We start from the raw sequence: 23,405 nt of genomic DNA on the forward strand, positions 1-23,405 counted from the left end.
TGCAGGGCGCCCGGCCTGGCCGGGCGCTTTTTCTTTTTCGGGAGCGGATCTTGAGCACAAGGGTGGCGCTGGGCGTCAGCTATCGCGGACAGGCCTACAAGGGCTGGCAGAGCCAGCCCGGCGGCGGCACGGTGCAGGACGCGCTGGAAAAGGCCCTCGGCCAGTTCGCCGCCCAGCCCATCCGCACCATCTGCGCCGGCCGTACCGACACGGGTGTGCATGGCCTGAACCAGGTGGTTCACTTCGATGCGCCGGTGGAGCGCGAGCCCTTTTCCTGGGTGCGCGGCACCAACCGCTACCTGCCGCCCGATGTCGCCATCCAGTGGTGCGCCTTTCCGGGGGCGCAGTTTCACGCGCGCAACCACGCACGCGGCCGGCGCTACGCCTATCTGCTGCTGGAGTCCGCCGTGCGGCCCGCCATCGAGACCGGCTCGGTGGGCTGGATCTTCCGGCCGCTGGACGGTGAGGCCATGCGGGCCGCCGTGCCGCATCTGCTGGGTGAGCACGACTTTTCGTCCTTCCGCTCCTCGGAATGCCAGGCAGCCTCGCCGGTCAAGCAGCTGCGCCGCATCGAGATCAGCAAGCGCGGCGCCTACTGGCGCTTCGAGTTCGATGCCTCGGCCTTCTTGCACCATATGGTGCGCAATCTGATGGGCTGCCTGATTGCCGTGGGCACGGGCAGCCGGCATCCGGACTGGCTGATCGAGGTGCTGGCCGCGCGCAATCGCGACGCGGCGGCGCCCACCTTTGCCCCCGATGGCCTCTATTTCGTCGGCCCTTATTACGATGCCGAGCTGAATCTCCCCGAACGCACGGCGGCCATGGACTGGCTGCCCTGAGACCATGAGCCGAACCCGTATCAAGATCTGTGGCCTGACCCGCGAGGCCGATGTAGAGGCCGCCGTGGCGGCCGGTGCCGACGCCATCGGCTTTGTCTTCTACGAGAAGAGTCCGCGCCATGTGAGCCCGGCCCGCGCGGCGGAGCTGGCGCGCTTGCTGCCGCCCTTCGTGATGCCGGTGGGGCTGTTCGTAAACGCCCCGGCCGCGCTGCTGCAGGCGGCGCAGGAGGCCTTGCCGCAGATGCTGGTGCAGTTCCATGGCGATGAAAGCCCGGCGGATTGCCAGCGCGCCGGTCGCCCCTATATCCGGGCCGCACGCATGCTGCCCGGCTTTGATTTGCTAGACTTCGCCCAGCAATACTCCAGCGCTCAAGCCCTGCTGCTCGATGCCCATGTCGAGGGCTATGGCGGCGGCGGAAAGGTTTTTGATTGGTCACTCATTCCAAGAAACGTGCCCTCTCCAGTCGTGTTGTCTGGTGGGGTGCATGCCGGAAATGTGGCCCAAGGGATGCTTCAGGTACGGCCCTGGGCCGTTGATGTGAGTTCCGGTGTCGAGCAGGCCAAGGGCCTGAAAGACGCCGCCCTGATCCGGCAGTTCTGTGCCGCCGTCCGTGAGGCCGACGCCCAGATCGCGGCAGAACCGCCCCAAACCTGAAGAGAGTTCCCCATCATGACGATTGCCTACAACCAGCCGGATGGCCGCGGGCATTTCGGCCCCTACGGCGGCCGCTTCGTGGCCGAGACCCTGGTCCACGCGCTCGATGAGCTCAACGAGGCCTACGAGCACTACCGCAAGGACCCGGACTTCATCCAGGAGTTCAACAAGGAGCTGGCGCATTTCGTCGGTCGCCCCAGTCCTATCTATCACGCCGATCGCCTGAGTCGCGAGCTGGGTGGCGCCCAGATCTACCTCAAGCGCGAAGACCTCAACCACACCGGCGCGCACAAGATCAACAACACCATCGGCCAGGCCCTGCTTGCCAAGCGCATGGGCAAGAAGCGGGTGATTGCCGAGACCGGGGCCGGCCAGCATGGCGTGGCCACGGCCACCATCTGCGCCCGCTACGGCATGGAATGCGTGGTCTATATGGGCAGCGAGGACGTCAAGCGCCAGAGCCCCAATGTCTACCGCATGAAGCTGCTGGGCGCCACCGTGGTGCCGGTGGAATCGGGCTCCAAGACCCTGAAGGACGCGCTCAACGAAGCCATGCGCGACTGGGTCACGAATATCGAGTCCACCTTCTACATCATCGGCACCGTGGCCGGTCCGCACCCCTATCCGGCCATGGTGCGCGACTTCCAGCGCATCATCGGCGACGAGTGCCTGACGCAGATGCCCGAGATGGTGGGGCGCCAGCCCGATGCCGTGCTCGCCTGTGTGGGCGGCGGGTCCAATGCCATCGGCATCTTCTACCCCTACATCCCGCATGAGCAGGTGCGCCTGGTCGGCGTGGAAGCGGCAGGGCAGGGCGTCGATAGCGGCAAGCATGCCGCCACCCTGAGTGCCGGCAGCCCTGGCGTGCTGCACGGCAACCGCACCTATCTGCTGCAGGACGATGACGGCCAGATCATCGAGACCCACTCGATCTCGGCCGGCCTGGACTATCCCGGCGTCGGCCCCGAGCATGCTTACCTCAAGGACATCGGCCGCGCCGAGTATGTGGGCGTGACCGACCAGGAGGCGCTGGCCGCCTTCCACCGCCTGTGCCGCACGGAAGGCATCATCCCGGCGCTGGAATCCAGCCACGCCGTGGCCCATGCGATCAAGCTCGCGCCCACGATGCGTCCCGACCAGGTGCTGCTGGTCAACCTCTCCGGTCGTGGCGACAAGGACATCGGCACCGTGGCCGATCTCTCCGGCGCCAAGGTCTATGACCAGCCCTCGCAGGCCGGTCACGAGGTCAAGGGTCTGGTGAAGGGAGGTGCCCAATGAGCCCCGTCACTGGACGCATCGCCGCCACCTTCGCAGCGCTGAAGGCGCAACAGCGCAAGGCCCTGATTCCCTTTGTCACCGCCGGCGATCCGCACCCCGAGGCCACGGTCGAGCTGATGCAGGCCATGGCCGAGGCCGGGGCCGATGTGATCGAGCTGGGCGTTCCTTTCTCGGATCCCATGGCCGACGGCCCCGTGATCCAGCGCGCCGGCGAGCGCGCGCTCAAGGCTGGCATCGGCATGACGCAGGTGCTGGACTATGTGCGCGCCTTCCGCCTGGGCAATAGCAGCACGCCCGTGGTGCTGATGGGCTATGCCAACCCGGTGGAGCGCTATGGCATGGAGCGCTTCGTGGCCGACGCCAAGGCTGCGGGCGTGGACGGCGTGCTGATCGTGGACTACCCGCCGGAAGAGTGCGAGGCCTTTGCCGCCGCGCTCAAGGGCCAGGGCTTGGATCCCATCTTCCTACTTGCGCCCACCTCCAGCGAGGAGCGCATGGCGCGCATCGGCGCCCTGGCCAGTGGCTATGTCTACTACGTCTCGCTCAAGGGCGTGACCGGGGCCGGCCATCTGGACACGGCGGCCGTGGCCGAGGCCGTGCCGCGCATCCGTCGCCATGTGAACACGCCGGTGGGCGTGGGTTTTGGCATCCGCGACGGTGCCACGGCCCGCGCCGTGGCCGAGGTCTCGGACGCGGTGGTGATCGGTTCGCGCCTGGTCCAGCTGCTCGAGGTCCAGAACAGGGATAATGTCGCCGCGACGGGCGCCCAGTTCATCCGCGAGATCCGCGCTGCACTCGACGCCTGAAGAAACCCGATAAAGGAGCCTCCATGAGCTGGCTTGAGAAACTCCTGCCGCCCAAGATGCAGCAGAACGACCCCGCCGAGCGCCGCACGGTGCCGGAGGGCCTCTGGATCAAGTGCCCGTCCTGCGAGACGGTGCTCTACAAGACCGATCTGGAGCAGAACGTCAATGTCTGCCCCAAGTGCAGCCACCATCACCGCATCGGCGCGCGTGCGCGCCTGAACGCTTTCCTGGACGGTGAGGGTCGCTATGAACTCGGCCAGGAGGTGATCCCGGTCGACGCGCTGAAGTTCAAGGACAGCAAGAAGTATCCCGACCGGCTCAAGGAAGCCCTGGAGAACACCGGTGAGACCGATGCCCTGGTGGTGATGGGCGGTGCGGTGATGAGCGTGCCCGTGGTGGCCGCCTGCTTCGAGTTCGACTTCATGGGCGGCTCCATGGGCTCGGTGGTGGGCGAGCGCTTTGCCCGCGGCGTCGAGGCCGCGCTGGAGCAGAAGGTGCCCTTCATCTGCTTCACCGCCACCGGCGGCGCGCGCATGCAGGAAGGCCTGCTGTCCCTGATGCAGATGGCCAAGAGCAATGCGGCCCTGACCCGTCTGGCCAAGGCCAAGCTGCCCTATGTGAGCGTGCTGACCGACCCGACCATGGGTGGTGTCTCGGCCTCCTTCGCTTTTGTCGGCGATATCGTGCTGGCCGAGCCCAAGGCCCTGATCGGCTTTGCCGGTCCGCGCGTGATCGAGAACACCGTGCGCGAGAAGCTCCCTCCGGGCTTCCAGCGCGCCGAGTTCCTGATGGAGAAGGGTGCGGTCGACATGATCGTGGACCGCCGCCAGCTGCGCGAGACCATTGCCCGTGCCCTGGCCAAGCTGCAGCGCCAGAGCGCCGACGCGGTGGCCTGAGTCCTGCCGTCCCGCTGACCACGGCCAGGCTTGAGCCTGGCCGTTCTTGTTTTGGAGTTCATGCCCGTGTTGCCCACCACGCTCGAGCAATGGCTGTCTCACTGCGAGCGCCTGCATCCCAAGGAAATCGACATGACCCTGGCGCGGGTGCAGCACCTGCGCGACATCATTGGCCTGCGCTTCGAGGACACGCCGGTCGTGATGGTGGCCGGCACCAATGGCAAGGGCTCCACCTGCGCCATGCTGGAGTCCATCGCCCTGCAGGCCGGCTACCGCGTGGGCCTGTACATCAAGCCGCATCTGGTGCATTTCCAGGAGCGCTGCCGCGTGGGTGGGGCGCCGGTCTCGGCGGAGTCTCTGCTGCCGCATTTCGAGGCGGTGGAGAAGGCGCGTGCCGCTGTGGGCGGCCTGGCCCTGACCTATTTCGAGTTCACCACCCTGGCCATACTCTCGCGCCTGTCGGCCGAGCCGCTGGACCTGGTGATTCTGGAGGTGGGCCTGGGCGGGCGCCTGGATGCCGTGAACTGTATCGATGCCGATTGCAGCGTGATCACCAGCATCGACCTGGATCACACCGAGTTCTTGGGGCCGGATCGCGAGTCCGTGGGGCGTGAAAAGGCCCACATCATGCGTGCCGGTCGTCCGGTGGTCTGCAGCGATCCCATGGCACCGGCGTCCATCGCCGCCTATGCCACCCAGATCGGCGCGGACCTGCGCCAGCTGGGCCGCGACTTCAGATACAGCGGCGACCGCCAGCAGTGGCAGTGGGTGGGCCGCAGCAAGCGCCTCAGCGGCCTGGCTTATCCCTCGCTGCGCGGCGTGAACCAGCTGCTCAACGCTGCGGGTGTGCTCGCCGTGTTCGAGGCCCTGCATGAGCGCCTGCCCATCAGCGCCCAGGCGGTGCGTGCCGGTCTGGCCCTGGTGGAGTTGCCCGGCCGCTTCCAGGTGGTGCCGGGCCAGCCCACCCTGGTGCTCGACGTGGCGCACAACCCGCATGCCATCGCGGCCCTGGCCCAGAACCTGGACCAGATGGGGTTTTTCCCGCGCACCCATGCGGTCTTCGGCGCCATGGCCGACAAGGATCTGGCCGAGATCCTGGCGCGTATCGCCCCGCTGATCGACAGCTGGCATTTCTGCGACCTGCCGCTGCCGCGTGCCGCCACGGCCGCGGCCCTGGCCGAGCGCTTCGAGAGCCTGCGCGCCGGCGGGGCGCTCAAGACCCCCGCCGAGCTGCGCACCCAGTGCCATGCCGATCCCGCCCAGGCCCTGGCCGCGGCGGCGGCGGCCGCAGACCCCGCTGATAGAAGTTTGGTCTTCGGCTCCTTCTACACCGTGGGTGGTGTGCTCAAGCAGGGCGTGCCGCGTCTGGGCGGTGCCGGCGGAGCAAGCCCGGCACCGGCCCAAGCTCCTGCCGCGCCCTGATCGAGCCACGGCCTTCCACCACGAGAGTCCATGGGTTTGCTGTCGTCCCTCTTCAAACGCAACACGGCCGCGCCCGCGGCCAAGCCGGTGTCAGAGTCGGCCAGCGATGTCCAGCAGCTGCGCGTACGCGCACGGCGCCGCCGGATTGGCGCTGCCGTGCTGGTCGGCTTGGGCGTGATTGGTTTCCCCCTGGTGTTTGAAACCCAGCCGCGACCTATTCCGGTGGACTTGCCCATCGACATTCCGCGCAAGGAAGGCGCCGCGCCACTGCCCATCCCAGCCGCCCCTGTGCAGACGCCGGAGGTGCAGCCGGCGACTCGCCCGACGGCGCCGCCCGTGGTGATTCAGGAGCCTGTGGCTGAAGCCAAGCCAGCGCAGGCTCAGGCTCGCGAGGAGATCCTGCCGCGCAGCTCGGCCCCAGCCGCGTCCGAGGTCAAGCCTCAGCTCAAGGCCGAATCCAAAGCCGAGCCCAAACCTGCGCCCAAGCCAGAGCCCAAGCCAGAGCCGCGCAAGGAGGCGGCTGCGCAGCCCGCAGCGAGCAAGGCCACGAACGAGAGCCGTGATGCCTCGGGCAGCAAGGAAGCGGCCCGGGTGCAAGCTCTGCTCGAGGGCAAGAAGCCCGAGGCGGCGCCCGGGCGCTACATCGTGCAGGTGGGCGCTTATGCCGACAGCAAGGCCGCCCAGGAAGCGCGCATGAAGGTGGAACGTCAAGGTATCAAGACCTACACACAGGCCGTGGATACCGCAGAAGGCCAGCGCATCCGTGTGCGTGTCGGTCCCTTCCCGAGTCGGGAAGAAGCAGACAAGGTCGCCGCCAAGCTTCGCAGCGGTGGCCTGTCCACGGCGGTTCTAAGTCTCTGAGGACATGGCGATGGCCTGGGTCGATCTGGTCCTGCTGGCGGTACTGGCCATATCGGTATTGCTGGGACTGTGGCGCGGCCTGATCTACGAGCTGATGGCCATCTTGGGTTGGGTGGTGGCCTATTTCGCCTGCCCGCATGTGGCGCCCTGGATCACGCCCTGGCTACCGGCCGAGCGCCTGGGGCCAGCCTTGCTGCAGGCGCTGAGTCTGGTGCTGGGCTTTCTGGCTGTTCTTATCGTCTGGGGCCTGAGCGCGAAGTTGTTGCGGGCCTTGGTTCACGCCACCCCGCTGTCCATCGCCGACCGGCTGCTGGGCGGCGGCTTCGGTGTGCTGCGCGGTGTGCTGATCGCCTTGCTGGCCGTGGTGCTGGTGAGCATGACGCCCGCCTCCCAATCCGATCCCTGGCGTGCGTCCCAGCTGGCACCCCTGCTGCACGCCACCCTGCACGGCCTGGCCCCGGTGTTGCCGGCCGAGCTGGTGAAGTTCATCCCGGCCTGAGCCACAAGCTCCGGCCCTCATCTTCGTAAGACAAGGAAGCAGTCCCATGTGTGGCATCGTCGGTGTGATCTCCCAGGCGCCGGTCAATCAGCTGATTTACGACGCGCTCCTGCTGTTGCAGCACCGCGGCCAGGACGCGGCCGGCATCGTCACGATGCAGGGCAATAAGTGCTTCATGCACAAGGCGCGCGGCATGGTGCGCGACGTGTTTCGCACCCGCAATATGCGCGCGCTGCCTGGCACCGTGGGCCTGGGCCAGGTGCGCTACCCGACCGCCGGCAACGCCTATAACGAGGAAGAGGCCCAGCCCTTCTATGTGAACGCGCCCTTTGGCCTGGTGCTGGTGCACAACGGCAATCTGACCAATGCGCACGCGCTGAAGAAGGAGCTGTTCGACATCGACCGCCGCCACATCAACACCGAGAGCGATACCGAGGTGCTGATCAATGTGGTGGCGCACGAGCTGGAGCGCGTGGCGCGCGATCTGCCGCTCACGCCCGAGGCGGTGTTCAAGGCCGTGAGTGCGGTGCACAAGCGCATCAAGGGCTCCTATGCCGTGATCGCCCTGATCGCCGGCCACGGTCTGCTGGCCTTCCGCGACCCCTACGGCATCCGCCCGCTGTGCTTCGGCCAGTCGGCCGATGGCGAGTTCATGGTGGCCAGCGAGAGCGTGGCCCTGGAGGGCACGGGCCACAAGCTGACCCGCGATGTGGCGCCGGGTGAGGCCCTGTTCATCGACACCCAGGGCAAGGTGCACACCCAGCAGTGTGCCGAGAACCCGACGCTCCACCCCTGCATGTTCGAGTTCGTCTACCTGGCCCGCCCGGACTCGGTGATGGACGGCATCTCGGTCTACCAGGCCCGCCTGAACATGGGCGAGACCCTGGCTCAGCGTCTGATTTCCACCATGCCGCCCAGCGATATCGATGTGGTGATCCCCATTCCCGAGTCCAGCCGTCCCTCGGCCATGCAGCTGGCGCACAAGATCGGCAAGCCCTACCGCGAGGGCTTTGTGAAGAACCGCTATGTGGGCCGCACCTTCATCATGCCGGGGCAGGGTGCGCGCAAGAAGTCGGTGCGCCAGAAGCTCAACGCCATCGGTCTGGAGTTCAAGGGCCGCAACGTGCTGCTGGTGGATGACTCCATCGTGCGCGGCACCACGTCGAAGGAAATTGTGCAGATGGCCCGCGAGGCCGGCGCCAACAAGGTCTATCTGGCCTCGGCCGCGCCGCCGGTGCGCTTCCCCAATGTGTACGGCATCGACATGCCGACCAAGGAGGAGCTGATCGCCCACGGCCGCAGCATCGAGGAGGTGCGCCAGTACATCGGGGCCGATGCCCTGATCTACCAGGACGTTGACGCGATGAAGCGTGTGGTGGCGGCGCTCAAGCCCGGTCTTGCGGGCTTCGAGGCCTCCTGCTTTGACGGCCACTACATCACCGGCGATGTGTCGGCCGAGGACTTTGCGACCATGCGCGAGCAGCGTCAGAGCCAGGCCGAGGAAGAAGATGGTCCGGCCCGCACTCGCCTGGCCCTGCAGAGCGGACAAGAGCAATGAGCGATTTCCAGAGTGACGAAGAGCGTCGCATCGCCCGGGCGACGCTGCCCGGGGGCCTGCGGCCCGAGACCCTGGCGGTGCGCACAGCCTTGGCGCCGAGCCAGCATGGTGAGAACTCGGAAGGCCTCTTTCTGAGCACCAGCTTCATCCAGCCCAGCGCCGAGGTCTCGGCCCAGCGCTTTGCCAACTCCGAGGACTTCACCTACGGCCGCACCAGCAACCCCACGGTGCGCAGCCTGGAGGCCCGCCTGGCGGCGATGGAGGGCACGGAGAACGCCGTGGCCACCGCCAGCGGCATGGGCGCCATCCTGCTGATGTGCATGGGCCTGCTCAAGGCGGGCGACCATGTGGTGTGCTCGCGCTCGGTCTTCGGTTCCACCATCAATCTCCTGGCCAAGGAGTTTGGCAAGTTCGGTGTTGAGACCAGCTTTGTCTCCCAGACCGATCTGGACGAGTGGCGCGCCGCGCTGCGTCCCAGCACTAAGCTCTTCTTCGCCGAGACGCCCACCAACCCCTTGACCGAGGTCTGCGATATCGCAGCCCTGGCCGAGATGGCCCATGCCGCGGGCGCCCTGCTGGTGGTGGACAACACCTATGCCAGCCCGGCCCTGCAGCGCCCGGCCGCGCTGGGGGCCGATCTGGTGATGCACTCCGCCACCAAGTTCATGGACGGCCAGGGCCGGGTCATGGGTGGCGCGCTCTGCGGCCCCAATCACCTGATCCGCGATGTCTTTGCCCCGGTGATCCGCACGGCCGGCATGGTGCTCTCGCCATTTAACGCCTGGGTGCTGCTCAAGGGTCTGGAGACCTTGAGCCTGCGCCTCAAGGCCCAGAGCGAGCAGGCCTTGGCCGTGGCGCGCTGGCTGGAGACCCGGCCCGAGGTGGCGCGCGTCCACTATCCCGGTCTGCCCTCGCATGCCCAGCATGAGCTGGCCATGCGCCAGCAGTCGGGGCAGGGCGGGGCGGTGCTGTCCTTTGAGCTCAAGGGCGATTCGCCCGAGCAGGCCCGCGCCCGCGCCTACCACGTGATCGACAGCACCCGGGTACTGAGCATCGCCACCAATCTGGGCGATACCAAGTCCATCATCACCCATCCGGCCACCACCTCGCATGGCCGCCTCAGCGAGGCGCAGCGCCAGGCCGCCGGCATCCAGCAGGGCTTGATCCGTCTGTCCGTGGGCCTGGAGCATGTGGCCGACATCCAGGACGATCTGCTGCGCGGCCTGAGCACGCTGAATCCCTGAAGACCCCTTTCCACAAGAAGCTTTCCGCATGAACGACCTCAGCAAGAAGCCTGTCCGCACCCGCATCGCTCCCTCGCCCACCGGCTTTCTGCACCTGGGCACGGCGCGCACCGCCCTCTACTCCTGGGCCTATGCCCGCCACCACGGCGGCCAGTTCGTGCTGCGCATCGAGGACACCGATGTGGCCCGCTCCACCCAGGATTCGGTGGAGCAGATCCTGGCCGCGATGAAGTGGCTGGGCCTGGAGTACGACGAGGGCCCGGTCTACCAGATGCAGCGCTTGGAGCGTTATCAGGCCGTGATCGAGCAGATGATCGCCGCCGGTACCGCCTACCGCTGCTATTGCTCGCCCGAAGAGCTGGAAACCATGAAGGCCGCCCAGGATGCGCGCGGCGAGAAGCGCCGTTACGACGGCACCTGGCGCCCCGAGCCGGGCAAGGTGCTGCCGCCGGTGCCCGAGGGCGTGAAGCCCGTGGTGCGCTTCAAGAATCCGGTGGACGGCGACGTGAGCTGGGACGATCTGGTCAAGGGCACGATCACCATCAACAACCGCGAGATCGACGACCTGATCATCCTGCGCCCGGACGGTGTGCCCACCTACAACTTTGCTGTGGTGGTGGACGACTGGGACATGGGCATCACCCATGTGTTCCGCGGGGACGAACACATCAACAACACGCCCTGGCAGATCAATATCTTCCGTGCCCTGGGCGCCGAGCTGCCGGCCTTTGGTCATCTGCCCATCATCCTGGGTGACGATGGGCTCAAGCTGTCCAAGCGCCGCGGCGCGGTCAGCGTCACCGCCTACGAGGACGATGGCTATCTGCCCGAAGGCATGCTGAACTACCTGGCCCGCCTGGGCTGGAGCCATGGCGACGATGAGCTGTTCTCGCGCGAGCAGATGGTGAGCTGGTTCGATGGCAGCCATCTCTCCAAGAGCCCCGCGCAGTGGGATCCGGCCAAGCTGGAGTGGGTGAACAGCCAGTACATCAAACAGGCCGATGACGCCCGTCTGGCAGCCCTGGTCCAGGGGCAGCTGGCCAAGCGCGGCATTGAAGCCTCGGTTGAGCGCTTGACGCCGATGTGCACGCTCTTCAAGGACCGCTGCGCCACCACGGTGGCCCTGGCGGACTGGCTGGCCATGTATTTCGCGCCGGTGAACCCCAGCGCCGAGGACCTGTCGACCCATGTCACCGAGGCGGTGAAGCCGGCCATTGCGGCCCTGGCGGACAAGTTTGCGACGGTGGATTGGAACAAGGTCGCCATTCAGGCCGCTATCAAGGAAGTGATTGCCGCTCATGGTCTGAAGATGCCCCAACTTGCGATTCCAGTGCGCGTGCTGGCCTGCGGCCGAGCCCAGACGCCTTCCGTCGATGCGGTGCTGGAACTGTTTGATAAGAACATGCTCATCGAACGCTTGCGCAGCATCTAAAAAACGTTCTATAATCTTTTTCTCGCTTGAACGGCGCGTTACCCGCTAAGGGGGTATAGCTCAGCTGGGAGAGCGCTTGCATGGCATGCAAGAGGTCAGCGGTTCGATCCCGCTTACCTCCACCAAGCTTTCTAGGAAGTTTGAGTGGCGCGCGGTTCAAGTCAAAGGCTTTTGCCTCGTTCGTCTAGAGGCCTAGGACACCACCCTTTCACGGTGGCTACAGGGGTTCGAATCCCCTACGAGGTACCAAATCCTTCGGGGTGCCATCACTGGCAGCTCGTTGTGAGAATGGCAAGTTTGATAAGCTTGGCAATGTTGGCAAATTATTGATATATAATGAGCCAAGATTGTGAAAATTATTCCACTGCGGAGTGGTAGTTCAGTTGGTTAGAATACCGGCCTGTCACGCCGGGGGTCGCGGGTTCGAGCCCCGTCCACTCCGCCAAGGTTTGCAGATGCAAACGGCCATTCAGTTGGCCGTTTGTATTTAGGGTAGAGAAAAGAATACGCTTGAACGGCGCGTTACCCGATATGGGGGTATAGCTCAGCTGGGAGAGCGCTTGCATGGCATGCAAGAGGTCAGCGGTTCGATCCCGCTTACCTCCACCAAATTCCTCAGGGAATTTTCGTGGCGCGCGGTTCAAGTCAAAAGGCTTTTGCCTCGTTCGTCTAGAGGCCTAGGACACCACCCTTTCACGGTGGCTACAGGGGTTCGAATCCCCTACGAGGTACCAGTCAGATGATTGCACTAGACGGCAGTCATCGCCACGCGGAGTGGTAGTTCAGTTGGTTAGAATACCGGCCTGTCACGCCGGGGGTCGCGGGTTCGAGCCCCGTCCACTCCGCCACAATTTGTACGCTTGAACAGCGCGTTACCCGATACGGGGGTATAGCTCAGCTGGGAGAGCGCTTGCATGGCATGCAAGAGGTCAGCGGTTCGATCCCGCTTACCTCCACCAAGCTTTCTAGGAAGTTTGAGTGGCGCGCGGTTCAAGTCAAAAGGCTTTGCCTCGTTCGTCTAGAGGCCTAGGACACCACCCTTTCACGGTGGCTACAGGGGTTCGAATCCCCTACGAGGTACCAGTTAGATGATTGCACTAGACGGCAATCATCGCCACGCGGAGTGGTAGTTCAGTTGGTTAGAATACCGGCCTGTCACGCCGGGGGTCGCGGGTTCGAGCCCCGTCCACTCCGCCAAAATAATAAATCCCCGGATTGCGCAGGCTTCCGGGGATTTTTCGTTTCTGGCGTCAGGAAACCAGATTGCTCATGCGAACCTTGGTTTGTCTTGCTCTCAAGATACTGTTCGGCTGAAATCCGGTCAGCGTGTAACGGCTAAAACCTCACGCCGAAGCCGGATTCAAAAGCTCAGGCTATTGCGGATCAGACCAACGGCATGGCCTTCGATCGCAAACTCCTCGCCGGGGCGAACCTCGATGGGCTCAAAGTCCGGGTTCTCGGGCAGCAGGCTGATGCCACCGCGGTTCTTCTGATAGCGCTTGACGGTAACTTCGTCGCCGATACGCGCCACCACGATCTGGCCGTTGCGGGCCTCGCTGCTCTTCTGCACGGCCAGCAAATCGCCATCCATGATGCCAATGTCTTTCATGCTCATGCCTTTGACTTTGAGCAGGAAGTCGGGCCGGCGTGCGAACATGCCGGCTTCCACCGTGTAACTCTGTTCGATGTGCTCTTCGGCCAGGATGGGTGCGCCAGCCGCCACGCGGCCCACCAAGGGCAGTGTGAGCTGGGCGAGTTGGGGGAGGGGTAGGGCGAACTGGCGGCTGCTTTCGCGCTCTACCCGTTCGCGGCGTTCCTGGTTGAGGGCGCGCAGTGTGTCAGACTTCAGGCGGATACCACGCGATGTGCCGCCCAGCAACTCGATCACCCCTTTGCGCGCCAGTGCCTGCAGATGCTCCTCGGCGGCGTTGGCGGAGCGAAAGCCCAGTTCGGCGGCGATTTCGGCCCGGGTGGGCGGAGCGCCGGTGGTCTCGATGGCCTCGCGCACCAGATCGAAAATCTGCTGCTGGCGGGCGGTGAGTTTGGGGCTGCTGCTGTCCACGGCTGACCTCACTGTAGCGTTGGGGGCGACCCGCTGATTGTATATCCAGTAACTGTTCATTCATCCAGGATTCTTCATCTTGCAAGCGCATATCCCCTCAGAGACTTCCGCCTGTGTCGTGATCCTTGGCACCGGTGGCACGATTGCCGGCCGCGCCGGTCAGGCCAATGACAATGTGGGCTACACGGCGGCCCAGCTGGGTGTGGACCAGCTCGTGAGCGCCATTCCGGCCCTGTCCGGCCAAGCGCTGGAAGCCGAGCAGGTGGCCCAGCTGGACAGCAAGGACATGGGCTTCGAAACCTGGCAGCGCCTGGCGCGGCGCATTGCCGAGCATCTGGCGCGGGCCGAGGTGGCGGGCGTGGTGGTGACGCATGGCACCGACACGCTGGAGGAGACGGCTTACTTTCTGCAGCAGGTGCTGGCTCCGTCCAAGCCCGTGGTGCTGACCGCTGCGATGCGGCCCGCCACCGCCTTGCAGACCGATGGCCCGCAGAACCTGCTGGATGCCGTGGCCCTGGCGCGCGAGCCCGAGGCGCGTGGCGTGCTCACGGTGTTTGCCGGCGCCATCCACGGTGCCGAACAGGTGCGCAAGGTGCACAGCTACAAGGTGGAGGCTTTTGCCTCGGCCGAGGGCGGCCAGCTGGGTGTGGTGGAAGAGGGGCGGGTGCGTTGCTTCGGAGCCTGGCCGCAGGGCCAGGCCTTGGGCTTGGCGCGCATTGCCCGGCCGGCGGCCGAATGGCCGCGAGTGATGCTGCTGTGGAACCATGTGGGCGCGGACGGCGCCCTGCTCAGGGCCCTGCTCGCGCATCCCACGCAGCGGCCTCATGGCCTGGTGGTGGCGGGCACCGGCAATGGCACGCTGGCCACGGATCTGGAGGCCGCTTTGCGCGAAGCGCAGGCGGCGGGTGTGCGTGTGCTGCGCAGCACGCGTTGTGATGCCGGGCCGGTGATGGACCTGCCCGGCGCCTTGCCCAGCGCGGGAGCGCTGAGCCCGGTCAAGGCCAGGATCCGGCTGCTGCTGGATCTGCTGGCCGAGCGCTGAGGGGGCTGGCCGATCAGGCCAGGGTCAGGGTCACGTCGATATTGCCGCGGGTGGCATTGGAGTAGGGGCAGACCTGGTGGGCCGCGTCCACCAGCGCCTGGGCCACGGCACGGTCCACGCCGGGCACGGAGATGCTCATGGCCACCTGGATGCCGAAGCCCGCGGGGATGGGGCCGATGCCCACGTCAGCGGTGATGGACACCTCGGCCGGCAGGGCCACCTTCTTCATCATGGCCACATGCTTGAGTGCGCCGATGAAGCAGGCCGAGTAGCCGGCCGCGAAGAGCTGCTCGGGATTGGTGCCGGGGCCGCCAGCGCCGCCCAGTTCCTTGGGCGTGGAGAGCTGCACATTCAGCGCGCCGTCCGAGCTGGAGGTCGTGCCCTGGCGGCCGCCGGTGGAGGTGGCGCGGGCGGTGTAGAGGACTTTGTCGAGGGCCATGGTGTGCTTCCTATCAAACAGGATGGGTGGGTGAGGGAATCTCGGCGTCCGCCAGCTGCTGTCGCAGCTCGTGCAGGCGTCGGGTCAGGGAACTCAGTTCTTCCAGCGAGCAAGCGGCGGCACAGGCCAGCCGCGGCGGAATCTCCAGCGCCTGCGCCTTGAGGCTACGGCCAGCCGGCGTCAGCAGGATGTCGACGCGGCGTTCATCTTCGGCCGCGCGCTGGCGCAGCAGCAGGCCGGCGGCCTCCATGCGCTTGAGCAAGGGGGTGAGCGTGCCCGAGTCCAGCGACAGGCGTTGGCCCAGGGTGGACACGCCGATGCCGTCCTGCTCCCACAGCGCCAGCATCACCAGATACTGCGGGTAGGTCAGTCCCAGGGGCTCCAGCAGGGGTTTGTAGAGCTTGGTCATGGCCAGGGAGCTGGCATAGAGGGCAAAGCACAGCTGCTGGTCCAGGCGCAGCCAGTCGGCACTGGGTACCGGAGGCTGTGTGTTGTGTGTCTTGCTGCTTGGCATGGGTGATAATGTAGTCGGCAATTTAATTGCGCACCATTTAAATGGTCTTTTGGCACTCCTGGGGCAAGTCGGCCCGGATGCCCGAATCAAGACGAGGAGAACACACGATGACGATGCTTGCGCAAGCGCTGGTGGCCCTGGTGGCCCTGATCCACCTCTACATCCTGGTGCTGGAGATGTTTCTCTGGACCAAGCCACAGGGGCGCAAGGCTTTCGGGCTGACGGCCGAGTTCGCCCAGGCCAGCAAGGTGCTGGCCGCCAACCAGGGGCTGTACAACGGCTTTCTGGCCGCGGGTCTGGTTTGGGGTTTGTTGCGCGCTGATACCGCCACCCAGCTCTTCTTTCTGGGCTGTGTGCTGGTGGCCGGCCTCTACGGCGCGGCCACGGCCAGCCGCAAGATCCTCTATGTGCAGGCCCTGCCGGCGATCATCGCGATCGCGGCAGTGCTGCTGGCGCGCTGATCAGGCCGCTGCGGCCTGGATGGCGTCGATCTCGGCGCTGAGCTCCAGCCAGCGCATCTCGGCGGCTTCCAGCTCGTCATGGATGGCTTTCAGGCGCTTGCCCAGGTCTGCAATCTTGGCCGGGGCGGCGCTGCCGCTGGCCAGCTCGGACTCGATGGCCAGGCGCTCGTCGGCCAGCTTCTTGAGCCGGGCGTCGATCTGCTCCATCTCCTTGCGCAGCGGCTTGGTCTGCTCGGCAAGGCGGGCACGGGCCTGACCGCTGGCCTTGCGGTCCTCGCGCTTGAAGACCTGGGGCGCGGCGGGTTCGGGTGCAGGTGCGGGGGCCGCCACGGCCACAGCCACAGCGGGCGCAGTGGCCGATGTGGTGGCCGGTATGGCGGCGGCCTTGCGGGCCGCTTCCTTGGCCAGCTTGGCCATCTCGCGGGACTGGTCCAGCAGCCACTTCTGGTAATCGTCCAGATCGCCGTCGAAGGGGCCGACCTTGCCGGCCGTAACCAGCCAGAACTCGTCGCAGACCTCGCGCAACAGGGCGCGGTCGTGGCTGACCAGCATCACCGTGCCCTCGAACTCGTTGAGCGCCATGGAGAGCGCTTCGCGGGTCTGCAGGTCCAGGTGGTTGGTCGGCTCGTCCAGCAGCAGCAGATTGGGGCGCTGCCAGACCAGCATGGCCAGCACCAGGCGGGCCTTCTCGCCGCCCGAGAGGCTGCCCACGGCCTGGTTCACCATATCGCCGACAAAGCGGAACTGGCCCAGGAAGTCGCGCAGCTCCTGCTCCCGCGCACTGGGGCTGACTTCCTTGGCCAGACGAACCATGTGCATCAGCGGGCCTTCGTCGGGCCGCAGCACATCCATTTCCTGCTGGGCGAAGTAGCCGATGGACAGGCCCTTGCCCTCGGTGATCTTGCCGCCCATGGCGCGCTGCATGCGCGCCACGGTCTTGACCACGGTGGACTTGCCCTGGCCGTTGGCGCCCAGGATACCGATGCGCTGGCCGGCCAGCACCGAGCGGTCGATGCCGCGCACGATGATCTTCTCGCCCTCGTCCGTGTCGTAGCCGCAGGCGACTTCATCGAACATCAGCATGGGGTTGGGCAGGCTGACCGGTTCGCGGAACTCGAAGCTGAAGTCCGAAGCGGTGAGCACCGGCGCCAGCTTCTCCATGCGCTCCAGGGCCTTGACCCGGCTCTGTGCCTGCTTGGCCTTGCTGGCCTTGGCCTTGAAACGGTCAATGAACTTCTGCAGATGGGCCATGCGGTCCTGCTGCTTCTCGAAGGCTGCCTGCTGCAGCACCATGCGCTCGGCGCGCATGGCCTCGAACGCGGTGTAGTTGCCGCCGTAGCGGTGCAGCTTGGCCTCGTCCAGATGCAGGGTGACCTTGGTGATCGCATCCAGGAATTCGCGGTCATGGCTGATCACGATCAGGGTGCCGTCATAGCGCTGCAGCCAGGCTTCCAGCCAGACCAGGGCGTCCAGGTCCAGGTGGTTGGTGGGCTCGTCCAGCAGCATCAGGTCGGCCGGGCACATCAGGGCGCGGGCCAGCTGCAATCGCATGCGCCAGCCGCCGGAGAAGCTGTTGACCGGGGCATCGACCTGGCTGCCCTTGAAGCCCAGGCCCATCAGCAGGGCCTGCGCGCGCGGGCGGGCGTCGAAGGCGCCGGCGTCCATCAAGAGCCCATGAGCCTCGGCCATGGCGTGGCCATCCTCGGCGGCCTCGGCGTCCTCGAGCGCCTTGCGCGCAGCCATCAGCCGGGTGTCGCCTTCCAGCACGAAGTCGGTGGCCGGCATCTCGGTCTCGGGCATGTTCTGCGCGACCTCGCCCACGGCCCACTGGCGCGGGATCTCGATCTCGCCCTTGTCGCTCTGCAGCCGGTCGGTCAGCAGGGCGAAGAGGCTGGACTTGCCGGCCCCGTTGCGGCCCACCAGGCCGATCTTCTCGCCGGGTTGCAGAGTGACGCTGGCGTCGTCCAGCACGATCTTGGTGCCGCGACGCAGGGTGATGTTCTTCAGTTGGATCATTCTTGTTCTTCTTGTCCGGGTTCGGCCGCGCTCTGCGCCAGCAGCAGGGCCTCGCGCGTGATCAGGCAGACCTGGTCGGCGCCGGAGGAGGTGTCCATCCAGGCCACGGCCAGGGCGGGGAAGGCGGCTTCAAAGAAGGGGCGCTCGTTGCCGATCTCCAGCACCAGCACGCCGTCTTCGCTGAGATGCCTCGGCGCCTGGGCCAGCAGATCACGCACAAAGTCCATGCCGTCAGCGCCGCCGGCCAGGGCCAGCTCGGGCTCGGCGCGGTACTCGGCGGGCAGGGCGGCCATGGAGGCGCTGTTGACATAGGGCGGGTTGCACAGGATCAGGTCATAGACCTTGCCCGCGGCGGGCGCCAGGCCATTGCCCTGCAGCAGGCGGATGCGGTCCTGCAGGCCGTGCTTGTCCACATTGATGCGGGCCACTTCCAGGGCCTCGGGGCTGAGGTCGATCGCGTCCACGCGGATCTCGGGCCAGGCCAGGGCGGCCAGCACGGCCAGGCTGCCATTGCCGGTGCACAGGTCCAGCACCTCGGTGGTGGCCTCGCTGAGCCAGGGGTCGATGCTGGCGTCGGCGATCAGCTCCGCGATGAAGCTGCGCGGCACGATGGCGCGCTCGTCCACATAAAACGGCACGCCCTGCAGCCAGGCCTCGCGCGTCAGGTAGGCGGCGGGCTTGCGGCTGGCGATGCGCTCGTCCACCAGGGTGGCGATCTGGGCCTGCTGGTCGGGTGTCAGGTCTTGCTGGGCATGCTCGTCCAGGGCATCCAGGGGCAGGCCCAGGCGCCACAGGGCCAGCCAGACGGCCTCGTCAAAGGCGGTGGCCGTGCCATGTCCAAATGAAACGCCCGCCTCCGTGAGGCGGGCGGCTTCTTGTTCGATACAGGTGATGAGCTTCACAGCAGCAGGTTCTCCAGCGTGCGCCGGTAGATGTTCTTGAGCGGATCGATGCAGTCGGCGGGCACGTTCTCGTCCACCTTGTGGATGGTGGCATTGATGGGGCCGAACTCCAGCACCTGGGGGCAGATCTTGGCGATGAAGCGGCCGTCCGAGGTGCCGCCGGTGGTGGAGAGTTCGGGCTTCAGCCCCGTCTCGGCCGCAATGGCAGCGCCCACCGCCTCGCTAAGGCTGCCCACGGGCGTCAGGAAAGGCTCACCGCCCAGGGGCCAGGCCAGCTCGTAGTCCAGGCCGTGGCGCTTGAGCAGGGTCTCGACCTTGTGCTTGAGCCCTTCGGGCGTGGACTCGGTGGAGAAGCGGAAGTTGAAGTCGATCACCACATCGCCGGGGATCACATTGGTGGCGCCCGTGCCCGCGTGGATATTGGAGATCTGGAAGGTGGTGGCCGGGAAGTAGTCGTTGCCACGATCCCATTCGGCCGCGGCCAACTCGGCCAGCGCGGGAGCCACCTGGTGCACCGGGTTGCGGGCCAGGTGGGGGTAGGCCACATGACCCTGGATACCCAGCACGCGCAGCTTGCCCGAGAGCGTGCCCCGGCGGCCGTTCTTGACCATATCGCCCAGGCGCTCCACCGAGGTGGGCTCGCCCACGATGCAGAAGTCCAGGCGCTGCTGACGCGCGCGGAGCCGCTCGCAGCACACCACGGTGCCGTCCACGGCTGGGCCTTCCTCGTCGCTGGTCAGCAAGAAAGCCACGCTGCCGCGGTGCTCCGGGTGGGTCGCCACGAACTCCTCGGCCGCCACCACCATGGCCGCCACCGAACCCTTCATATCGGCCGCGCCGCGGCCGTAGAGCCGGCCCTCGCGGTAGCTGGGTACAAACGGGTCGCTGGTCCAGGCCTCGAGCTTGCCGGGCGGCACCACATCGGTATGGCCGGCGAACATCAGCACCGGGCCATCATCGCCCGCGCTGCCGCGCTTGAGGGCCCAGAGATTGGCCACGCGGAAATGCTCGGGGCCGCTGTCCATGCGCTCGATCTCAAAGCCGCAGCGAGCCAGGCGTTCGGCAATCAGGTCCTGGCAGCCGGCATCGCTCGGGGTGACCGAGGGCCGGGCGATCAGGGTTTCGAGCAGGGCAAGGGTGTGGCTCATGGGCAGGGGCGGGGCAGTGTTGGTCTGCCCCTTGGTTCAGGCGCTCAGTCGGGACGGACGTCCAGGGTGATTTCGGTGAAGCTGGCCAGATCGCTGGCGGGCTCTTCCTTCTTCTTGCCCGTGGCCGCGCTCAGCGCGGCGGGGTTGTCGTTCTGCAGGCGCCAGAGCAGATTGGTCGGTGAGTCGGCGAAGGCCAGGCCTTCCTCGCGGGTGATGGTGCCGTCCTTGATGAGCTTGGCGAAATGCTCCTCGAAGGTCTGCGAACCCTCGGCGATGGACTTCTCCATGGCCTCCTTCGCACCCGTGAAGTCACCGCGTTCGATCAGCTCGGCGATCAGCTTGGTGTTGAGCAGGATTTCGGTCACGGGCACGCGGCCGCCGGCCGTGGCACGCACCAGGCGCTGCGAGACCACGGCCTTCAGGCCCGCGGCCAGGTCGTTCAGCAGGGCCGGGCGCGATTCCGGCGTGTAGAAGGACAGGATGCGGTTGAGCGCGTGGTAGCTGTTGTTGCCGTGCAAGGTGGCCACCACCAGATGGCCGGACAGGGCGTAGGAGATGGCCGCGGTCATGGTTTCGCGGTCGCGGATCTCGCCGATCAGGATGCAGTCCGGCGACTGGCGCAGCGCGTTCTTCAGCGCGATCTGCAGCGAGGCGGTGTCGCGCCCCACCTCGCGCTGGTTCACCACCGAGCGCTTGTTGCTGAAGAGGTATTCCAGCGGGTCCTCGATGGTGAGGATGTGGCCGGCCATCTGCTGGTTGCGATGCTCCAGCATGGCGGCCAGGGTGGTGCTCTTGCCGGTGCCGGTGGCGCCGACCATGAGAATCAGGCCGCGCTTTTCCAGAATCATCTTGCCCAGGATGGGCGGCAGATTCAAAGACTCCAGCGAGGGGATCACATGGGGGATGTGGCGGAACACCGCGGCGATGGAGCCGCGCTGGCGAAAGCCCGAGAGCCGGAAGCTCCCCACCTTGGGCACGGCCACCGCCATATTGAGCTCACCCGTGGCGTCGAGCTCGGCCAGCTGGCCGGCATCGATGAGTTCCGCGATCAGCTGGCGGGGCTGGCTGGGCGCGAGCAGCTGGTCGGAGAGCTGGTGAATTTGGCCGTTGATGCGTATCAGCACCGGCATATTGGCGGAGAGATAGCAGTCCGAGGCACCCTTGTCCGCCATCAGACGCAGGATGCGCTCCATATTGCCGCTGCTGCTCATGCTGTGCTTGCCTTCCGGGTCAATGCTGGCGATCTTGGCCGGGCCACCGGGCCCGGCCAACGATCAGGCGCGCAGCAGATCGTTGATGCTGGTCTTGGCGCGGGTGCCGGCGTCGACCTTCTTCACGATGATGGCGGCGTAGAGGCTGTACTTGCCGCCGTCCTTGGGCAGGGAGCCGCTGATCACCACCGAGCCGGCGGGCACGCGGCCATAGCTCACGGTGCCGGTCTCGCGGTCGTAGATGGGCGTGCTCTGGCCGATGTACACGCCCATGGAGATCACGGAGTTCTCTTCCACGATCACGCCTTCCACCACCTCAGAGCGGGCGCCGATGAAGCAGTTGTCCTCGATGATGGTGGGGTTGGCCTGCAGTGGCTCCAGCACGCCGCCGATGCCCACGCCGCCGCTCAGGTGCACGTTCTTGCCGATCTGCGCGCAGCTGCCCACGGTGGCCCAGGTGTCCACCATGGTGCCTTCGTCGACATAAGCGCCGATGTTCACGTAGGAGGGCATCAGGATCACGTTCTTGGCCTGGAAGCTGCCGCGGCGGGCCACGGCGGGCGGCACCACGCGCACGCCGGATGCGCGGATGGCGGCCTCGTCCATCTGGCCGTACTTGCTGGGCACCTTGTCGAAGAAGGTGAGGGCGCCTTCACCCATCAGCTGGTTGTCGTTCAGGCGGAAGGACAGCAGCACGGCCTTCTTGATCCACTGGTGCACGGTCCACTGGCCCACACCCTGGCGCTCGGCCACGCGCAGGCGGCCCGCGTCCAGCTCGCCCAGCACATGGTCCACGGCCTCGCGCACGGCACCGGTGCTGCTGGTGTTCAGGGTGGCGCGGTCTTCCCAGGCCTGTTCGATGGTGGCTTGCAGTTGGCTCATGGTGCTCTGAGGGTTCACTTGGAGGAGAAGGAGGAAACGAATTCGACGATGCGCTGCGCAGCTTCCAGGCACTCGGCCTGGTCGGCCACCAGGGCCAGGCGCACGCGGCCGGCGCCGGGGTTCAGGCCATGGGCCTCGCGGGCCAGCAGGCTGCCCGGCAGCACCGTCACATTGTATTGAGCGAGCAGCTGCTGGGCGAAGGCGATATCGTCGCCGCCGCAGACATGGGCGGGCACGCCGGCCCACAGATAAAAGCTCGCATCCGGCAGGGCCACGTCTAGCACCTGGGCCAGCAGGGGCGTGACGCGCGCGAACTTGGCGCGGTACTCCTCGCGGTTGGCCACCACATGGGCTTCGTCGTTCCAGGCGGCGATGCTGGCGGCCTGCACCATCGGGTTCATGGCGCTGCCGTGATAGGTACGGTAGAGCAGGAACTTCTTGATCAGGGCGGCGTCACCGGCCACAAAGCCCGAGCGCATGCCCGGCACGTTCGAGCGCTTGGACAGGCTGGTGAAGGCGATCAAGTTGCGGAAGTCGTGGCGGCCCAGCTTGACGGCGGCCTCCAGGCCGGACAGCGGCGCTTCCTCGCGGAAGTAGATCTCGGAGTAGCACTCGTCCGAGGCGATCACGAAGCCATGCTTGTCGCTGAGTGCAAACAGGGCCTCCCATTCTTCCAGCGGCATCACCGCGCCGGTGGGGTTGCCGGGCGAGCAGGTGTAGAGCAGCTGGGTGCGGGCCCAGGTGGCCGCGTCGATCTGCGACCAGTTGGCCGCGAAGTTGCGCGTCGGGTCGCTGTTGGCAAAGACCGTCTGGGCGCCGGCCAGCAGGGCCGCGCCCTCGTAGATCTGATAGAAGGGATTCGGGCAGACCACGGTGGCGCCGGGGCGGCTCGGGTCGATCACGGTTTGCGCCAGCGCAAAGAGCGCCTCGCGCGAGCCGTTCACCGGCAGTATCTGGGGGGCGGCATCCAGGCTCAGGCCGTAGCGGCGCTGCAGCCAGGCGCTGATGGCCTCACGCAGCTTGGGCTCGCCGGCCGTGGCGGGGTAGGCCGAGAGGCTCTTGAGGCTGGCCATCAGGGCCTCCTCGATGAGCTTGGGCGCCGGATGCTTGGGCTCGCCGATGCCCAGGCTGATGGGGCGGTAGGCCGGATTGGGCGTGATGCCCTGGGTGAGCGCGCGCAGGCGCTCGAAGGGGTAGGGGTGGAGCTTGTCCAGCAAGGGATTCATGGCGGCGGGGGC

At 66.3% G+C, this 23,405-nt stretch carries 22 protein-coding genes and 9 tRNA genes; 22 read left to right on the top strand and 9 right to left on the bottom strand.

Translation table 11 applies throughout. The annotated features are described in order from the left end of the window. The first annotated feature begins 50 nt into the window (after nucleotides 1-50). From truA to ACK5F2_RS15000, 20 genes are all read left to right on the top strand, one after another. A complete protein-coding gene (gene truA / locus ACK5F2_RS14905) occupies nucleotides 51-839 on the top strand; it encodes a tRNA pseudouridine(38-40) synthase TruA (RefSeq protein WP_409865950.1) in 789 nt (262 codons plus the stop codon). 4 nt (nucleotides 840-843) lie between these two features. Beyond that, nucleotides 844-1,494 carry a phosphoribosylanthranilate isomerase gene (locus ACK5F2_RS14910; protein WP_409865953.1) on the top strand — a complete coding sequence of 217 codons (651 nt, stop codon included), beginning with the start codon at nucleotides 844-846 and terminating at the stop codon, nucleotides 1,492-1,494. Between the two features lie 15 nt (nucleotides 1,495-1,509). Next, on the top strand, nucleotides 1,510-2,772 hold the full coding sequence (gene trpB, locus ACK5F2_RS14915) for a tryptophan synthase subunit beta (RefSeq protein WP_409865955.1): 1,263 nt from the start codon (nucleotides 1,510-1,512) through the stop codon (nucleotides 2,770-2,772). Continuing rightward, entirely contained in the window at nucleotides 2,769-3,578 is an 810-nt protein-coding gene (gene trpA, locus ACK5F2_RS14920) for a tryptophan synthase subunit alpha (protein WP_409865956.1), read from the top strand. Before trpB ends, trpA begins: the two co-directional genes overlap by 4 nt. Nucleotides 3,579-3,601: 23 nt before the next feature. Further along, nucleotides 3,602-4,474, top strand: a complete 873-nt coding sequence (accD, locus tag ACK5F2_RS14925; protein WP_409865957.1) for an acetyl-CoA carboxylase, carboxyltransferase subunit beta — start codon at nucleotides 3,602-3,604, stop codon at nucleotides 4,472-4,474. 60 nt (nucleotides 4,475-4,534) lie between these two features. Then, nucleotides 4,535-5,896, top strand: coding sequence for a bifunctional tetrahydrofolate synthase/dihydrofolate synthase (gene folC, locus ACK5F2_RS14930; RefSeq protein ID WP_409865959.1), 1,362 nt, complete (start codon nucleotides 4,535-4,537; stop codon nucleotides 5,894-5,896). Between the two features lie 30 nt (nucleotides 5,897-5,926). Continuing rightward, nucleotides 5,927-6,757, top strand: coding sequence for an SPOR domain-containing protein (locus ACK5F2_RS14935; protein ID WP_409865960.1), 831 nt, complete (start codon nucleotides 5,927-5,929; stop codon nucleotides 6,755-6,757). A 4-nt stretch (nucleotides 6,758-6,761) separates the two neighbouring features. Beyond that, nucleotides 6,762-7,256 carry a CvpA family protein gene (locus ACK5F2_RS14940; RefSeq protein WP_409865962.1) on the top strand — a complete coding sequence of 165 codons (495 nt, stop codon included), beginning with the start codon at nucleotides 6,762-6,764 and terminating at the stop codon, nucleotides 7,254-7,256. 46 nt (nucleotides 7,257-7,302) lie between these two features. Further along, nucleotides 7,303-8,814: an amidophosphoribosyltransferase gene (gene purF / locus ACK5F2_RS14945; RefSeq protein ID WP_409865964.1), complete on the top strand. Its 1,512-nt coding sequence runs from the start codon at nucleotides 7,303-7,305 to the stop codon at nucleotides 8,812-8,814. Beyond that, nucleotides 8,811-10,058, top strand: a complete 1,248-nt coding sequence (locus tag ACK5F2_RS14950; protein WP_409865966.1) for an O-succinylhomoserine sulfhydrylase — start codon at nucleotides 8,811-8,813, stop codon at nucleotides 10,056-10,058. The genes purF and ACK5F2_RS14950 overlap by 4 nt, the downstream gene beginning before the upstream one ends. 28 nt (nucleotides 10,059-10,086) lie before the next feature. Then, on the top strand, nucleotides 10,087-11,490 hold the full coding sequence (gene gltX, locus ACK5F2_RS14955) for a glutamate--tRNA ligase (protein ID WP_409865967.1): 1,404 nt from the start codon (nucleotides 10,087-10,089) through the stop codon (nucleotides 11,488-11,490). A 49-nt stretch (nucleotides 11,491-11,539) separates the two neighbouring features. After that, nucleotides 11,540-11,615 (top strand) — tRNA-Ala (locus ACK5F2_RS14960). A 48-nt stretch (nucleotides 11,616-11,663) separates the two neighbouring features. Further along, a tRNA-Glu gene (locus tag ACK5F2_RS14965) sits at nucleotides 11,664-11,739 on the top strand. A gap of 119 nt (nucleotides 11,740-11,858) precedes the next feature. Next, nucleotides 11,859-11,935: transfer RNA gene (locus ACK5F2_RS14970), tRNA-Asp, on the top strand. Nucleotides 11,936-12,023: 88 nt separating this feature from the next. Beyond that, nucleotides 12,024-12,099, top strand: a tRNA-Ala gene (locus tag ACK5F2_RS14975). Nucleotides 12,100-12,148: 49 nt separating this feature from the next. Continuing rightward, nucleotides 12,149-12,224, top strand: a tRNA-Glu gene (locus tag ACK5F2_RS14980). Nucleotides 12,225-12,261: 37 nt separating this feature from the next. Then, a tRNA-Asp gene (locus ACK5F2_RS14985) sits at nucleotides 12,262-12,338 on the top strand. A gap of 35 nt (nucleotides 12,339-12,373) precedes the next feature. Next, nucleotides 12,374-12,449, top strand: a tRNA-Ala gene (locus tag ACK5F2_RS14990). 48 nt (nucleotides 12,450-12,497) lie between these two features. Further along, nucleotides 12,498-12,573: transfer RNA gene (locus tag ACK5F2_RS14995), tRNA-Glu, on the top strand. 37 nt (nucleotides 12,574-12,610) lie between these two features. Then, nucleotides 12,611-12,687 (top strand) — tRNA-Asp (locus ACK5F2_RS15000). 163 nt (nucleotides 12,688-12,850) lie between these two features. Here ACK5F2_RS15000 and lexA read toward each other — a convergent pair. Further along, nucleotides 12,851-13,612 carry a transcriptional repressor LexA gene (gene lexA, locus ACK5F2_RS15005; protein ID WP_409865969.1) on the bottom strand — a complete coding sequence of 254 codons (762 nt, stop codon included), beginning with the start codon at nucleotides 13,610-13,612 and terminating at the stop codon, nucleotides 12,851-12,853. Between the two features lie 58 nt (nucleotides 13,613-13,670). On the opposite strand from lexA, the gene ACK5F2_RS15010 reads away from it, so the two are divergent. Next, nucleotides 13,671-14,594 (top strand): asparaginase, encoded by a 924-nt coding sequence (locus ACK5F2_RS15010; RefSeq protein WP_409865971.1) that lies wholly within the window; start codon nucleotides 13,671-13,673, stop codon nucleotides 14,592-14,594. A gap of 13 nt (nucleotides 14,595-14,607) precedes the next feature. Here ACK5F2_RS15010 and ACK5F2_RS15015 read toward each other — a convergent pair whose 3' ends face one another. Beyond that, nucleotides 14,608-15,033 carry an organic hydroperoxide resistance protein gene (locus tag ACK5F2_RS15015; protein ID WP_409865973.1) on the bottom strand — a complete coding sequence of 142 codons (426 nt, stop codon included), beginning with the start codon at nucleotides 15,031-15,033 and terminating at the stop codon, nucleotides 14,608-14,610. Nucleotides 15,034-15,046: 13 nt separating this feature from the next. Then, nucleotides 15,047-15,547, bottom strand: coding sequence for a MarR family winged helix-turn-helix transcriptional regulator (locus ACK5F2_RS15020; protein WP_409865976.1), 501 nt, complete (start codon nucleotides 15,545-15,547; stop codon nucleotides 15,047-15,049). A 107-nt stretch (nucleotides 15,548-15,654) separates the two neighbouring features. Here ACK5F2_RS15020 and ACK5F2_RS15025 point away from each other — a divergent pair, with 107 nt between their 5' ends. Beyond that, nucleotides 15,655-16,008 carry a DUF1304 domain-containing protein gene (locus ACK5F2_RS15025; protein ID WP_409865979.1) on the top strand — a complete coding sequence of 118 codons (354 nt, stop codon included), beginning with the start codon at nucleotides 15,655-15,657 and terminating at the stop codon, nucleotides 16,006-16,008. On the opposite strand, the gene ACK5F2_RS15030 is transcribed toward ACK5F2_RS15025, so the two are convergent. From ACK5F2_RS15030 to dapC, 6 genes are all read right to left on the bottom strand, one after another. Continuing rightward, nucleotides 16,009-18,024, bottom strand: coding sequence for an ABC-F family ATP-binding cassette domain-containing protein (locus ACK5F2_RS15030; protein ID WP_409865980.1), 2,016 nt, complete (start codon nucleotides 18,022-18,024; stop codon nucleotides 16,009-16,011). Continuing rightward, a complete protein-coding gene (prmB, locus tag ACK5F2_RS15035; RefSeq protein ID WP_409865983.1) occupies nucleotides 18,021-18,926 on the bottom strand; it encodes a 50S ribosomal protein L3 N(5)-glutamine methyltransferase in 906 nt (301 codons plus the stop codon). The genes ACK5F2_RS15030 and prmB overlap by 4 nt, the downstream gene beginning before the upstream one ends. Beyond that, nucleotides 18,923-20,074, bottom strand: coding sequence for a succinyl-diaminopimelate desuccinylase (gene dapE, locus ACK5F2_RS15040; protein ID WP_409865985.1), 1,152 nt, complete (start codon nucleotides 20,072-20,074; stop codon nucleotides 18,923-18,925). Before dapE ends, prmB begins: the two co-directional genes overlap by 4 nt. Before the next feature lie 44 nt (nucleotides 20,075-20,118). Then, nucleotides 20,119-21,285, bottom strand: a complete 1,167-nt coding sequence (locus ACK5F2_RS15045) for a PilT/PilU family type 4a pilus ATPase (RefSeq protein WP_409865987.1) — start codon at nucleotides 21,283-21,285, stop codon at nucleotides 20,119-20,121. A gap of 63 nt (nucleotides 21,286-21,348) precedes the next feature. After that, complete coding sequence (gene dapD, locus ACK5F2_RS15050) at nucleotides 21,349-22,167, bottom strand: 2,3,4,5-tetrahydropyridine-2,6-dicarboxylate N-succinyltransferase (RefSeq protein WP_409865988.1); 819 nt, start codon at nucleotides 22,165-22,167, stop codon at nucleotides 21,349-21,351. A gap of 14 nt (nucleotides 22,168-22,181) precedes the next feature. Beyond that, nucleotides 22,182-23,393, bottom strand: coding sequence for a succinyldiaminopimelate transaminase (gene dapC, locus ACK5F2_RS15055; protein ID WP_409865991.1), 1,212 nt, complete (start codon nucleotides 23,391-23,393; stop codon nucleotides 22,182-22,184). Nucleotides 23,394-23,405 lie beyond the last annotated feature (12 nt).

Source organism: Roseateles sp. (genome assembly GCF_046300915.1).
Taxonomy (GTDB): Bacteria; Pseudomonadota; Gammaproteobacteria; order Burkholderiales; family Burkholderiaceae_C; genus Kinneretia.